Raw genomic sequence first — 13,778 nt, 5'->3', positions numbered from 1 at the left:
TCGGGCTCAGAATTGCCAGCCGGACCCTTCTTCGGCCTCAGATGCCTCCTAAGCGCGCCACATGGGAGCTGGAGTCCAACAGGCTTACCCTACAGACCCGCAGTTGACGGAATCACTGGGCTTGCACGTAACCCGGGCTGCAGTAGCTAGTACCGATGCTCCCTTCTGTTACAAATGCTGGCACGTCAGTTGGGGCTTCAATGCCCATCATTTCGCAGAGGATGTCGTCCGCAGCATCGGAGGGACCTCGGAGGGCCGCAGATTTGGGGAGGTTTGTAACGAGCCAGGAGTTTGAAACCTCCCAAAGAGTCGTGCTCGAACGGTTCGATAACAGAAAATTGGTGCCAGCGTCAATTATCTCCGTGTTCAGCATGGTGATCTTACCAACAGGTTTGTTGCTTGTGGTGTCAGCCGCATTCTCAATACCTTTTCCTGCTCTTCCGGCGATCAAGGTTCCATGAGAGAGACGGAGATGACCAACGCCACTCGCCCAGGTCTGAATGCAGTCTGGGTGCCCATCTGTCCAACCGACAGCGTCGTGATTGCTCACCGGGCCAATTCTAAAATTTTGTATTGAAATAGTCGTGCTGGCTGACCCTCGAATCCGAATTCCATCATTTAGAAAGCCATCGGCAAGGAATCCCTCTACGTGTACAGCGCCGGTCTGTGATCGCAGCGACAACGCGGTTCTCGAATATTCGCCGAGATATACGGTTGCTCCCGATCTGTGATTTGAATCTGACGATATTGGAGAATCTAGATAATATCCGGCTCGTCGGGCGGAAACATTAAAGGATTTGGGAGTCAAACTTGAATATCTAATCAGTTCCCCGTCGCACCGCAATAGACCTGAGGGCGGATACCCCGCGGTAGTGAGCACATTGATGACGATGTCGTCCCTGCCTACCGCGGACACAAGGCTGGTTGTGGGGCCGCGTTCCCCGATGAAATGCGCACCGATCATCACCACATTTCTTCCCCCTAATACCGTAACCATGGCGTCAGCATAGGGACCGCCTGACGAAAAGCGGATCGGTTCCGGTGCCTGTAATAGCAAGTCTTCGCCGTCAGCAAGTTCGATATACCTCGTCTCTGGCTGAGCGGACACCCTGACTATTCGTGGACTATCCAGCAGCGGCGGTGCCCAGGGGAGCAGTAAGGAACCGATGGATCGGCGGGTTGGCCTCCGGATGCCGGTCACGATTCACGAACCCAGATGAAGGGAGCGCTGTGTGCAACCGACATTCCGGTTATCGTTGAGCCCACAGGGTAGGCGGATGCTTTCAGCATTGCCTCCGCCATTGGCATCGTTGTTCCAAACGCGTCGCCCAAGACGGTCGCGTGTAGCAAAGTAGCTGTTGTCGGACCAGCTAAATACGCATAGTAAACTCCGCCGGTTTGAAGCATCGTGTTTGCAACCAGGATGCTTTTTGTGCCGCTAGAATTCAACTTTCCGCGAACTGCTCCTGAGCTGACTATGCGAGTGCCTGAAGAATCAAGAATTCCTACTTCTACCGGGTCGTCAGAGTTTGAGGGCGAAACTACTCTGAATCCGATTGTTTTTATGATCATGGTCCTGGATGGACATATTCTGACGGCATAGCATGTGTTGGGCACAAGTCCCACAGCACTGGAGCCTATCGGTCGGGCGGGTCCGATCAGTCCACCCTGACCGTTGTCTCGGTCGACGTTGAGCACGGTGTCTTCCGTGAGGACGGAATCGGGTACTCCCATCGTGGCAATGGTCCATACGTTGCCCCCGATATGACGAATTCGAACACGGCCACGCTTGGGTACCGTTCGGTCACCGACCAGGATTCCATTCGAACTGGAGGACGCATGGGGCGTTCCGAGCCAAAATCCGCCCGTACGATCCCCATCAAAATACGACACCAACGACTCCGATGATTTGGCAACCATTACCTGCGCGATGTCGAGAGTTTGACCTGCCGCGGAGGCCGAGGAATACACGATCAGTTGCAGTCCGTCACAGCCGACAGGAACGGAAACACCTGTGACGTTCCTGACGCCGGCTCCGGAAGTGGGCGTTTGTGGCGCTTTTGTGACAAGACTGTCTGCAGCCATGAAAGCAATCTCGAACCGTGCATTTACCCATGAAGAGCTATGGGAAATCCAGATGCGAGCGGATATCTGGTCGCCCGGTCGAAGCCCTATATCCCCGAGTTTCACCACGCGGCTGGACATACCAAAACCGCCACTGGAACTTGCGCTCGTGGCCGTGGACCGAATCCTGCTGTCGCCATCTGGCCCTCCGCCAGTTGCTCCCGAGGTCGCCCCGCCGCGGCCGTACCAAATCCCCAGCGCACCGGCTTGGGAGTCGGGATAAGGCCATAGGTTCTCTATCGGTGGCTTCAACCGAACTCGTCCGGTTCCTGCCGACACCACGTCAACCTCAGAACCGGCCTGTAGGCCTGCGCTGGCCGCGTAAGGGACCGTCACAGTGTGGTCGGCAGCATCGGTGAAGGTCAGTACTTTTCCCACATCCAAAGCGGTGAGCGTCGTATCGGAAGACAGCGAAACTCCAACCGGTCCGGCCAGAGCGTCTGCCGGCTGCTCCGTTACTACTGTGCTAACAGGTGCCGTGTCTGATGGCAGATGACCGGCGGCGTCGGCGGGGCTGACAACCAACGCTGTCAGTGCCGACGCCCCAGTAGCAGCTGTCGCCAAAGTTCCAAGTCGAAGGATTCGCCGGCGCAAAATACCCTTCTCGGACGTGCCGGAGTCCCCTCGCATTGCTGTCACGTCTGTCCCCTTTCAATGAATACGCAGTAGGGCACAGTCGCAGCTTTCCGTGGAACTACGCCCGTCCCAACCTGGATTCGCGATAGTGGATACCGCGTTCGTGCTGAAGTTACGACGCCGCACATACCTCGAGAGGTGCGAAGGGCTAAGTCGGAGAAGTTCGGATCTGACTGCCATCATGGCCTAGAGACTAATCTGCGAAATTTATATCTGCCCCAGTAGGCACTACGCGCATTTCACTGTCGGACTTCAGCTGACTACTGGTGGGTACGCATGTTGGGCCGTTCTCCTCGGGTGCAAGACGAGTAGTAGAGAGGTCTGTTGGGTATCTGCCTAGGTGAAGCCACCCCGCAAGTGCGGAATTGGTCGCAACGGTGACCTGTTCCATGGCCGCCCGTGTCGCGCCGCTGCAGGCTGGTGGCAGACGCCGTTGAAAGCCGGAGTCGGTGCCGGCTGCCGTTCTTGGGAACTGCCCGATCTCCGATCAGAATTCCGTTGGAGCTCGGTGAGGCGTGAGCCGTGCCGAGCCAGTATCAGCCAGGCTCCCCAAAGGCCCGCATAACGCCTTTGATCCCGCCCGTACCCAGCTGGCGCCCAGCCTGCACTCAGCGGTGTTATAGAAACGTTATGTATGCTGGATGAGTGAATTTTTGGTCAAGTAGCGGAATCCTGAACACGAGCGAACGCCCGTCTGCGCCCGTACCCGGGCTGGTGTCCGGGCGGCAGCATGCACTCGATGGCCTGCGCACTGTCGCAGTAGCCGGCGTTTTCCTTTTCCACACAGTCACCGGGTTCGCCCCCGGTGGATCCATTGGCGTGGACGTATTCTTCACGCTCAGCGGCTTTGTCATCACTCTGCTGATCATGAAGGAGTACCGCTCCACGGGCCGGCTCCGCCTTGGAGTTTTTTACGCCAAACGGCTCGCCCGGCTCTGGCCCGCGTTGCTGGTTCTGTGCGCTGTCGTGGTCATGGGTGGTCTGATCTTTCCGGCGTCGGGGTGGGGCGGTCAGGAAGCCGATGCCATTCCGGCGGCCGGCTACGTGATGAACCTGTCCAACTTCGGAGCCTTCGGTTCCTCCACCGGCGGTGGTGCGCTCAGCCCAGCGTGGACTCTCGCCGTTGAGGAGCAGTTCTACCTGGTCTGGCCAGTGCTTCTTCTGGTCATGCTGCGGTTCTGGAAGGTCCGCACGGTCGCCTGGATCACGGCCGTCCTGGCGGCCGGGTTCCTGGTTTCGCGGTTCTTCCTGGTCTCCGGTGGCGCATCGCTCGCCCGGATTTACAACGGGCCGGACACGCGGGCTGACGAGTTGCTGCTGGGGTGCGCCGTGGCCCTGGTGCTGACGTCCGTCAGCACGGGCTCGCGGCTCCACGTTTCCCTCCAGACCGGTGTGCGCCGGTTCGGTCCGCTGGCGGGACTCGCCCTGCTGGTCGCCGTTTTCTCTCTCAAGGAGCCCAGCGAGCCCGGAGCCTGGTTTGCCGTCTTCTGGACCGTGGGCCCGACTGTCCTGGCAATGCTGGCAGCGCTGGTCATCGGATGGGTTGTTCTTCAGCCGGATGGTGTCGTTTCAAGGATCCTGAGCCACCGCTGGCTTTCCCGCCCGGGCCGGGACCTGTCCTATGGCATGTACCTCTGGCACTTGCCGGTCTTTATTCTGCTGATTCCCCTGGTTCCATCACTGGCCGTGCGTGTGCCGCTGACGGCAGCCCTGACCGTGCTGATGGCCTACGCGTCGTTCCGGTTTGTGGAAACACCGATCCGCCGCTGGGCCTCCAGAAAGTTGGAGCCCGCCGTCGTCCGTCCGGTTCCGGAGCCCGTCCAGGAGCCCGCCCGGGAGCTGGCGACGGCCGGGGCATCCGGGAAGTAACGTCAGGCGGCGTCACCTGAGTGCTCAGCGCACCGCACCGTCGCGATCAGCTGGCCGCCGTCGTCGGCCTTCTGATATACGGTCACGTGGTTGGTTGTCTCCGCGCAGAGAGCGCAAAAAGTCGTGTGCTGTTTAGTCCCCATAGGCAAATAGTACGCAGCAGAAGGTTTCAGACGGGTAAACATTGCCTGTCGACGCAGGTCGGACGCCCTACCGCGTATCAACATCCTCAAACACCAGGAAAGTCTGCGTGTCCAGGACGCCCGGCATCGACTGCAGCTGGTCGAAAATCACCCGGCGCAGGTCGGTGTTGTCGATGGCGCGCACCAGCAGGATCACATCAAAATCGCCGCCCACCAGGGCGATGTGATGGACCTCCGGGATGGAGCTGAGCTGTTCGCGCAGTTCACGCCAGGAGTGCTGGCTCACTTTGAGTGTCACGTAGGCGGAGGACTTCAACCCTGCCTTGATGGGGTCAACCAGAGCCGTGAATTTGGTCAGTACTCCCTCGCCGGTGAGCCTGGCGATGCGGGTATAGGCGTGGGCGCGGGAGATGTGGACGTTCTCGGCCACCTGCGTCACGGACATCCTCCCGTCCCGGGTGAGTTCGGCGATGATCCTTCGATCCACATCGTCCAGGGGTATCTCCCCGGAATCGCCCTCAAGTCGTGCCAATTCGTCCACCGCTCCAGCCCGTTGTCCAGATCACATTTCAATTCGTCTCCCAGACTAGGTCCATTCGGCGGAACCTTCCACGATTTACCGTAGGACTGGATACGAAAGTTCCATGGGGACGATACTGGGAGTGACTAGTGGCTACAGAAGGACGGACCAATGACGATCTCCGCGGACCACACTGCGCCGGACCAGGCCCAGCGTTTGCCGGCCGAAGATGCTGCATCCGAAGCGGTGCGCAAGTTCGGCATCACGGTGGAGGACTACATGCTGCCCGCCCGTCACCAGATCCAGATGGTGGACCCGGACGGACGGCTCAAGGCAGAAGGTGAGCAGGGCACCGAACCCGGCCACGAGTACCCGTTGCCCTCCGACGAGGAACTGATGGCTGCCTACGAGCAGCTCGTCGTCGGCCGCCGCGTCAACGACCAAAACTCGGCACTCGTCCGCCAAGGGCGCATGGCCGTGTACCCGTCCAGCCATGGCCAGGAAGCCTGCCAGGTGGCAGCCGCACTCTGCCTCTCCGACGGCGACTGGTTGTTCCCCACCTACCGTGACGCCGTGGCGGTCATGGCCCGGGGCGTTGATCCCGTGGAAACCATGACCATCTTCCGGGGTGACTGGCACAGCGGCTACGATCCGGCCAGGCACAAGGTGGGCATCCAGTGCACGCCGCTGACCACCCAGCTGCTGCACGGCGTGGGTGTTGCGCACGCGGCCAAGCTCCGCGGGGAAGACACCGTGGTCCTGGCGATGTGCGGGGACGGCGCCACCAGCGAAGGCGACTTCCACGAGGCCCTGAACTTCGCCGCCGTCTTCCACCTGCCCGTGGTCTTTTTCGTCCAGAACAACAAGTACGCAATCTCGGTTCCGCTGGCGCACCAGTCCGTGGCGCCGTCGCTCGCCCACAAGGCCGTGGGCTACGGCATGGCCGGCGAACGCGTGGACGGCAACGATGTGGTGGCCCTCCTCGCCGTGTTGGACCGGGCAGTGAAGCTCGCACGGGAAGGCTCCGGGCCGCTTCTTGTGGAGGCACACACGTACCGGATGCAGGCACACACCAACGCCGATGATGCCACCCGCTACCGCCAGGACAGCGAGGTGGCCGAGTGGCTGGCCAAGGATCCCATCAGCCGGATGAAGACCTACCTCACCGGGCGCGGACTGCTGGACGACGACGGCGCCGCGCGGATCGCGGAAAAGGCGGAAGCAGTTGCCTCCCAGCTGCGTCTTGGGCTGGGTGAGGATGTCCCGGTGGACCCCCAGGACCTGTTCCGTTTTGTGTTTTCGGGGCCTACACCACAGCTCAAGGAGCAGTCAGCCATGCTGGCCGATGAACTAGCCCGTGAAGCGTCGTCTGAGGAGACTGCCAAGTGAGTCCGACCATCACCACCTCGTCCGAGGCGAACGGCAACGTCAGCGCCGCAACTGCCCGGGCTGCGGCTTCCGCTGCTTCTGTGGCTGAAGCTTCCGGGCCGCAGGCCGTCACCATGGCCAAGGCCCTCAATACAGCCTTGGCGGATGCCATGCACGCCGATCCGTCCGTCCTGGTTTTCGGCGAGGACGTGGGCCTGCTGGGCGGGGTTTTCCGCATCACGGACGGCCTCACCAGGACCTTCGGGGAGCAGCGCTGCTTCGATACCCCGCTGGCCGAGTCCGGGATTGTGGGCATGGCCGTGGGGATGGCCATGAACGGCATGCGGCCGGTGGTGGAGATGCAGTTCGATGCGTTCGCGTATCCGGCGTTCCAGCAGATCGTCAGCCACGTGGCCAAAATGCACAACCGCACCAGGGGCACCGTGAAGCTGCCCATGGTGATCCGGGTTCCCTATGCCGGCGGGATCGGGGGAGTGGAGCACCACTGCGACTCCTCCGAGTCCTACTACGCCCACACCGCGGGCCTGAAGGTCTTTACGCCGGCCACCGTGGCCGACTCGTACCGGATGCTACGGGAGGCCATCGATTCGGATGACCCCGTTATGTTTATGGAGCCCAAGAAGCTCTACTGGTCCAAGGACCTGGTGGACCTGGAAGATCTTCGGGCCCAGCACTCCTCTAACGTCGAGGCGGGGACGTCGTCGGAAGGCCGCGCAGCCGTGGCCCGTTCCGGGACCGACGCGACGCTTATCGCCTACGGACCGTCCGTGCCCACGGCGCTGGCGGCCGCAGCTGCTGCCGCGGAGGAGGGCCGCTCGCTGGAAGTCATTGACGTCCGCTCCATCGTTCCCTTTGACGATGAGACCGTGTGCGCGTCCGTCCGGAAGACCGGCCGGGCCGTGGTGATCGCAGAAGCGCACGGGTTCGCGTCCGTCTCCTCCGAGATCGTGGCGCGGGTCCAGGAACGCTGCTTCCACTACCTCGCCGCTCCCATCCGCCGCGTGACGGGATTTGACGTCCCGTACCCTGCGCCGAAGCTCGAGCACTACTATCTGCCCGGCGTGGACCGCATCCTCGACGCCGTAGACGACCTCCAGTGGGAGAACTGACCATGAGTGAAACGAAAGTATTCCTGCTGCCCGACCTCGGCGAAGGCCTGACCGAAGCCGAGCTGGTCAACTGGCTGGTGTCCGTGGGCGACGAGATCCGGGTGGACCAGCCCATCGCCGAAGTGGAGACGGCCAAGTCCATGGTGGAAGTTCCGTCGCCGTACGCCGGCACTGTGACGGTGCTCCACGGCGAGCCGGGCCAGACGCTGGACGTGGGCAAGCCGCTGATTTCGGTGGCACCGGTGGGCTCTGTGGTTTCGACAGGCTCAACCAACGACACTCCGGTGGTTGAGCCTGCGCCGGTGGTTGAGCCTGTCGAAACCTCGCCTGCCGAAACCTACCGCGAAGAGGAAAAGGCCGGGTCCGGGAATGTGCTGATCGGGTACGGGACGCCCGGCGGCAACAGCCAGGCGCGGCGAACCAGGGCACCCCGCAGTTCGGTGGTTGAGCCTGTCGAAACCCCGGTCGTGCCTGACGCCCAGAAGGCCGCCGATGACCTGCTGCTGCTCCGCACCAGGGTTCCCGGGAAACTGGGAGCCGTCATTTCACCGCTCGTCCGGCGTATGGCCCGGGAGCACGGCGTGGATCTCGGCAGCATGCAAGGCTCCGGTGACAGCGGCTTGATCATGCGCAAGGACGTTGAAGCGATAATCAGCACCCCGGTGGTTGAGCCTGGGGCCACGACCGCAGGGTTCCCTGACCGAGCTAGCGAGGTTAGGGAACGGTTGGGGAGCGAAACCCAGGGGGCTGTCGATAGCCGCACAGGTCTGGGAATTTCCTCCCGGACGCCCGTCAAAGGTGTCCGCAAAGCCGTGGCCGCCAACATGTCGCGTAGCCGTTTGGAGATCCCCGAGGCCACCGTCTGGGTGGACGTGGACGCCACGGCGCTGGTGGAACTCCGGGCAGGCCTCAAGAAGTCCGATCCGCACAATACCCCGGGGCTCCTCGCGTTCATCGCGCGTTTTGTCACCGCTGGGTTAAAACGATTCCCGGACCTGAACACCCGCATCGAAACTGCTGCCGACGGTTCCCACGAGATCGTTGGCTTCGCCGGCATCAATCTGGGCTTCGCGGCCCAGACGGACCGCGGACTGATGGTCCCCTCGATACGCAACGCGGACAAACTCAGTGCCCGCGAACTGGACGCGGAGATCCGCCGCCTCACCGCCGTCGTCCGCGAGGGCAAAGCGACGCCGGAGCAACTGGGCAGCGGCACCTTCACGCTGAACAACTACGGCGTCTTCGGGGTGGACGGCTCCGCAGCCATCATCAACCACCCCGAGGTGGCCATCCTCGGGGTGGGACGCATCATGGACAAGCCGTGGGTGGTGGACGGGGAACTCGCCGTCCGGAAGGTCACCGAACTGACGCTCACCTTCGATCACCGCGTCTGCGACGGCGGCACCGCTGCAGGGTTCCTCAGGTTTGTAGCGGACGCGATCGAGAATCCGGCGTCAGTACTGGCCGATATCTGACCACGGCGCACGACACGGACCCATCGCCGCGGTTGAGCGAGTTGAGCCCGTAGTTGTGGATAAGAAATCGAGTACCGGCTACTCGTGCACGCCGCCGACACATTCGGTGTACTTATTGTGTCGGCGGGATTAAGGACTGGTGCCCAAGGTCGCCGCCGGCGCCATCATCTGAAACGACTAAGAGCCCCGCCGGTCTCAGCGTGGACGGAAGCGCAGGATCCCATGCGAGTCAGAGTGACTTCCGCGGACGACTTGGAACTTATGAATTGCCCGCATCAGTTTGTGGGTCGTTGTGACGAGTGCTCCGCTTCGGCGGGGCACGGTGAGTCCATCGAACCGCCAAACCGCGAACAGGCGGAAACTTAGGCGGTCGATCTGGACGGCGTCTGCCCCGCCATCCAACTACGGCGCGTCGACCATGCTCATGCCGTCCGTGAGCTCCAGCCACAGGTCCGACTCGGTGCTCAGGCTACCGGGGCAGGCCAAGGCCAGTTCCATCAGACCGTTGCTGCTGGTGGTGGCACGGACGGCCATCCGGTACGTGACGTCGATGTCCTTGTCGTTCTTGAAGCGGAGCTCGGCTTCCTGGAGTTCGATGTCCTGGTCGCCGCCGCGCAGGTTGACGTAGGTTGAGGCGGCGTCGTCGACGACGTCCACGGGTTTGCCCACGGACTTCTCGACGGCGGCGATCTCCGAAGCCATCACCAGCGCTGTGGTGGCCTCATCGCCGGTTTTTCCGGTTGGTTGCAGCTTGGCCTGGTACGTGGTGAACGTGCACTGCAGGCCGGCGTTCGTGTAACTGAACATGCCGTCCTTGACCTCTTTCTTGGTCCAGCCCGCCGGTTCCTTGATGAGCCATGCGGGCGGGCTGCTGAAATCGGACTGGTCGAACAGGTAGACGGCACCGCCGTCACCGCTACCGGTACTGGCTAGCGGTTCGGCCGACTCTTCGGAGGCTGCGGATTCGCTCACGATGGGTGCGGGAGCGGCATCCGCTTCCTTGTTGCCGCTGGCGAGGCCGTTGAACGCCATCACTCCTGCAACGGCGATGACCGCCACCACGCCCACGCCGCCGGCCACCCAGCCCCAGACGGGCATTCCCGGCTTCGACGGCGGCTGGGTGAAAGCGGGCGCCTGGACATACTGCTGGCCGGGTGCGCCGTACGGCGGCTGGCCCTGCTGTTCAAAGGGCTGCGACTGCGGCGGCGGCCAGCTCTGGCCAGGGGCCTGGCCGGGCGCCGGAGGAACCGGCGGGTACTGCTGGCCGTCTTCAGGCTGCTGCGGCTGGTTGTCGGGCTGTTGCGGCCATCCGGGCTGCTGATTGTTGTTCACTTGTTCCCCCAATATTTTGATGCGAAAGTGCAACCACCATCATGTCGTATCCACGGCGCACGCTGCGATGGGGAGCGGTGCCCATCTGCGCCGGGCTGCCCCGGCTGCCCGAAACACCGGACCGTCGCAATTGGCCGCCCGCCGCCGTCGGCCATTTCGGGTCAGTATGATGTGCCGGGTGACGAGAATCGGTGGGAGCCCAGCATGACCAAGCGGGATTGGATCAAATACGGTGCGCTTTTTCTGCTGGCCGTAGCTGCGTTCGGGGTAGCAGGCATCGCCCTGACGAATCCGCGTGGTCCAGGCGAACCCGCAGCCCCTGTGGCGGCCCGCCCGTTGGCGGCCCGCCCTGTGGCGGCCCGCCCGTTGGCGGCCCGCCCGTTGGCGGCCGCCAGGCCAACAGCTACTGCGTCGCTGGCTCCCACACCCACCTCTACGGCGCCAGCCCAACAGCTGAAAATCCAGCTTCCCACCCAGCCTGTGCTCCTTATTCTTGGCGATTCGTACACTGCCGGGGACGGCGCAGACCGGCCAGACCAGGGATGGGCATACCTCGTTGCCGGTTCGCTCGGATACCCCACCAACATCGACGGCCTGGGCGGTAGCGGGTTCGCGTGGGGCGGTGGCGAGCAGGACAACCTTGCCCAGGAATACGAAATCCGGTTGCGGAAAATCGCCGCGAACCCTGCCTTCGTCCCCAACGTCCTGATCCTTCAGGGCGGACAGAACGACGCACGGATCACCAACCCTGACGAAATCAAAACCGCCACGGCGCAGACCATCGAAGCGGCCCGCAAACTCTGGCCAGGCGTGCAGGTGGTAGTGCTTGGCCCCTCCGCCCCGCAGCCGCTCGCGGAGGAACTGCGCGGCGTCAACAGCGCTGTCCGTGACGGGGCCGCCGTCGCAAACGCCCCGTTCATTGACGCCTACGCCGCCGGCTGGTTCACAGGCGCCAACAGTCCGGGGTTCGATTTTGACGGCGTCCACTTGAACACCGCCGGCCACGCCCACCTTGCCGAGAAGTTCCTGGAGTCCTGGGCCACGCTGATCAAATGAGCCGCCCCGCGCCGGGCTGATCCCGGTGCCTGCGTAATCGCGGTCCTGCCGCATTTCCGCGGGGCCGGTTTCCCGCGTCCCGGAAACTCCAAGGGCCCGCGGGTAGAATCGGGGCCAAGAAGAACGCAGTCGCTTTCCGGAGGTACGGAGAAACAATGTCAGAATGGCTCGACGTCGGCGCGGACAACTACGTGCTGGTCACCGAAGGATCCTTGTTGAACACCGGCCTGATTGTGGGCTCGGAGCGGGCCATGGTGATCGATACCGGCTGTGGGCCACGGCAGGGGCGCGAGATCCTGGACGCCGTGCGGGAGAAGACCTCTTTGCCCCTCGTAGTGGTCAACACGCACGCGCACTACGACCACTTCTTCGGCAACGCCGTGTTCGCCTCCGACGGCGCCACCGAGTTCTGGGCCCACGAAAACTGCGCCCAGGAGATTGACGACCACGGGGACCTGCAGCGCCGGTTCGTGGGAACACTGGAGCCGGAGATGTCCACGGGCGAGGGCGAGAACGTGGAACTGGTGGTGCCCAACGCCATCGTCAAGGACCAGCCCGTGTTGGTGGACCTGGGCGGCATAAACGTCACGCTCTTCTACCTGGGCCGCGGCCACACCGACGGCGACCTCCTGGTGGGCACACCAACCACCCTCTTCGTGGGCGACCTCGTGGAGCAGGGGGCGCACCCCTCCTTCGAGGACTCCTACCCGGAGGAATGGGCCGACAGCCTGCGCCACATCTCCGCCCTGCGCCACCGCTACGAGTTCCTGATCCCCGGCCACGGCCAGCCCTGCAGCGACCAATTCGTCAAGACCATGGCCAACACCATGACCACCGCCGTCCGCCAGGCCCAGCAGTCCATCCGCGAAACCCCCACGGACGCCACCAAGGCCATCCCCGTGCTGCCTTACGGCCCGGAGCAGTCACGCTGGTTCATCAAGCGCCTGCAGGAGACCCGCCCGCTGCACTAGGTGTTGGAACGCGGAACGGTCCCGACGGTGAGTCAAGCATTTGACTCGCCAGGCAGTGGGCCGTGTTAGCCCGAGGCGCTTGCTTATTCAGAACACGTTCTGAATAATGAACGTATGTCCACGCCCACCATTTCACGTACCGCCCAGTCCTCCGAGCTGTCCCGTAATTCGGCGAACGTCTTTAAGGCGGCCGAGGAGGGGCCCGTTAGGATTACCCGCCGCGATGGGGAAGCCCTCGTCCTTCTGACATCCACCGAGTTCGACCGGGAACACGAGGGGGCAGAGCTGGCGGCTCACCTCGTGACCGCTTCTTTGGGAGACCCGCAGGTCCCGTTTGTGGAGCGGCTTCGCGGCCCTTTCCCCTGGGCTGCATTCCTCAGCGAGGCAGACCAGACCGCTTTCGCGCGCGAAATTGTCGCCATCACCCGCGCATGTGCCTCCGTCGGCAGGTTCGACAAGGCATTGATTGCGCTTCGGGCCTGGCGATCCACCGCGGAGGCTATTAGCGCCGGTTACACCCCCGATGACCAGTTGGACTGGATCGAGCCCACGGCTGTTACCGACCCGCGCACTGCGTGAGCGCCAAGAGATCCGGCGTTCCACGGCCCCTCAAGAAGGCCGAGTTCGGAATTCAGTTCGGCACCAGCCAGGCCGAAAAGGGTTGGAAGGATCTTCTTGCCACTACGCGGAATTCCGTCGTCGACGCTTGGGACTTCCTGACCAAGACCCCGCTGGAAGAGTCGGCGAAGAACCATCAGCTCAAAGGTGAGCTCTCTACTCTCACGCATAAGGGCGGCACGCTCGGACGCTGGCAGCACGAACTTCCCGGTGGTGCACGGCTGTGGTTCTACGTCGACGGGCAAACCGTCTGCATAGTTGATGTGCACACGCACCACCCCAACGCCACCAAGTAGCAACCGGGACAAAACGCTGCCGCTGCACTACGGGGCTGCCACGCTTCACTCCTCGTCAAGCACGTCCATCTGGAAGCCGCAGGACCTGTGCCGTCACGTGCACGCCGAATCATTCCTCCGGTGGCCCGTCCGAAAATCCTGGGGCGCTGAATAACCCCCCGATTCAGGAACAAAGTTTTGCCATAATTTGACATTCTTATGACATTGATGGCCCTGGTAGCTACACTGAGCTAAATTTCA

At 62.7% G+C, this 13,778-nt stretch carries 11 protein-coding genes; 8 read left to right on the top strand and 3 right to left on the bottom strand.

The genetic code is table 11. The features are described from left to right. Nucleotides 1–112 precede the first annotated feature (112 nt). The gene (locus ACZY1F_RS00610) at nt 113–550 is read right to left on the bottom strand and encodes a hypothetical protein (RefSeq protein ID WP_463939731.1); all 438 of its coding nucleotides are present in this window, start codon (nt 548–550) and stop codon (nt 113–115) included. 2,855 nt (nt 551–3,405) lie between these two features. Between ACZY1F_RS00610 and ACZY1F_RS00605 the strand changes: the two genes are divergently transcribed. Further along, nucleotides 3,406–4,629, top strand: coding sequence for an acyltransferase family protein (locus tag ACZY1F_RS00605; RefSeq protein WP_463939730.1), 1,224 nt, complete (start codon nt 3,406–3,408; stop codon nt 4,627–4,629). A gap of 210 nt (nt 4,630–4,839) precedes the next feature. Here the strand turns inward: ACZY1F_RS00605 and ACZY1F_RS00600 are convergent, their stop codons facing one another. Next, a complete protein-coding gene (locus ACZY1F_RS00600; protein WP_463939729.1) occupies nt 4,840–5,304 on the bottom strand; it encodes an Lrp/AsnC family transcriptional regulator in 465 nt (154 codons plus the stop codon). 159 nt (nt 5,305–5,463) lie between these two features. Here ACZY1F_RS00600 and ACZY1F_RS00595 point away from each other — a divergent pair, with 159 nt between their 5' ends. Genes ACZY1F_RS00595 through ACZY1F_RS00585 form a run of 3 tightly spaced genes read left to right on the top strand, consistent with a single transcriptional unit; the run spans nt 5,464 to nt 9,265 of the window. Next, nucleotides 5,464–6,681: a thiamine pyrophosphate-dependent dehydrogenase E1 component subunit alpha gene (locus ACZY1F_RS00595; RefSeq protein ID WP_463939728.1), complete on the top strand. Its 1,218-nt coding sequence runs from the start codon at nt 5,464–5,466 to the stop codon at nt 6,679–6,681. Further along, complete coding sequence (locus ACZY1F_RS00590) at nt 6,678–7,790, top strand: alpha-ketoacid dehydrogenase subunit beta (protein WP_463939727.1); 1,113 nt, start codon at nt 6,678–6,680, stop codon at nt 7,788–7,790. The genes ACZY1F_RS00595 and ACZY1F_RS00590 overlap by 4 nt, the downstream gene beginning before the upstream one ends. A 2-nt stretch (nt 7,791–7,792) precedes the next feature. Then, a complete protein-coding gene (locus ACZY1F_RS00585) occupies nt 7,793–9,265 on the top strand; it encodes a dihydrolipoamide acetyltransferase family protein (protein ID WP_463939726.1) in 1,473 nt (490 codons plus the stop codon). A gap of 402 nt (nt 9,266–9,667) precedes the next feature. On the opposite strand, the gene ACZY1F_RS00580 is transcribed toward ACZY1F_RS00585, so the two are convergent. Further along, the gene (locus ACZY1F_RS00580) at nt 9,668–10,597 is read right to left on the bottom strand and encodes a hypothetical protein (protein ID WP_463939725.1); all 930 of its coding nucleotides are present in this window, start codon (nt 10,595–10,597) and stop codon (nt 9,668–9,670) included. Nucleotides 10,598–10,801: 204 nt separating this feature from the next. Here ACZY1F_RS00580 and ACZY1F_RS00575 point away from each other — a divergent pair, with 204 nt between their 5' ends. From ACZY1F_RS00575 to ACZY1F_RS00560, 4 genes are all read left to right on the top strand, one after another. Continuing rightward, complete coding sequence (locus ACZY1F_RS00575; protein ID WP_463939724.1) at nt 10,802–11,653, top strand: SGNH/GDSL hydrolase family protein; 852 nt, start codon at nt 10,802–10,804, stop codon at nt 11,651–11,653. A gap of 155 nt (nt 11,654–11,808) precedes the next feature. Beyond that, nucleotides 11,809–12,624: an MBL fold metallo-hydrolase gene (locus ACZY1F_RS00570; protein ID WP_463939723.1), complete on the top strand. Its 816-nt coding sequence runs from the start codon at nt 11,809–11,811 to the stop codon at nt 12,622–12,624. A 114-nt stretch (nt 12,625–12,738) separates the two neighbouring features. Continuing rightward, nucleotides 12,739–13,203, top strand: a complete 465-nt coding sequence (locus tag ACZY1F_RS00565; RefSeq protein WP_463939722.1) for a type II toxin-antitoxin system Phd/YefM family antitoxin — start codon at nt 12,739–12,741, stop codon at nt 13,201–13,203. After that, nucleotides 13,200–13,538, top strand: a complete 339-nt coding sequence (locus ACZY1F_RS00560; RefSeq protein ID WP_463939721.1) for a hypothetical protein — start codon at nt 13,200–13,202, stop codon at nt 13,536–13,538. Before ACZY1F_RS00565 ends, ACZY1F_RS00560 begins: the two co-directional genes overlap by 4 nt. The last annotated feature ends 240 nt before the right edge of the window (nt 13,539–13,778 follow it).

The organism is Pseudarthrobacter xylosi (assembly GCF_055412765.1).
Note: the sequence above shows the minus strand (reverse complement) of the source record. Positions and strands in the feature narration are given on the sequence as shown.

Coding starts and splice junctions, on each gene's coding strand:
- ACZY1F_RS00595 (WP_463939728.1), top strand. CDS start 5,464: ATGACGATCTCCGCGGACCACACTGCGCCGGACCAGGCCCAGCGTTTG.
- ACZY1F_RS00585 (WP_463939726.1), top strand. CDS start 7,793: ATGAGTGAAACGAAAGTATTCCTGCTGCCCGACCTCGGCGAAGGCCTG.
- ACZY1F_RS00575 (WP_463939724.1), top strand. CDS start 10,802: ATGACCAAGCGGGATTGGATCAAATACGGTGCGCTTTTTCTGCTGGCC.
- ACZY1F_RS00570 (WP_463939723.1), top strand. CDS start 11,809: ATGTCAGAATGGCTCGACGTCGGCGCGGACAACTACGTGCTGGTCACC.
- ACZY1F_RS00565 (WP_463939722.1), top strand. CDS start 12,739: ATGTCCACGCCCACCATTTCACGTACCGCCCAGTCCTCCGAGCTGTCC.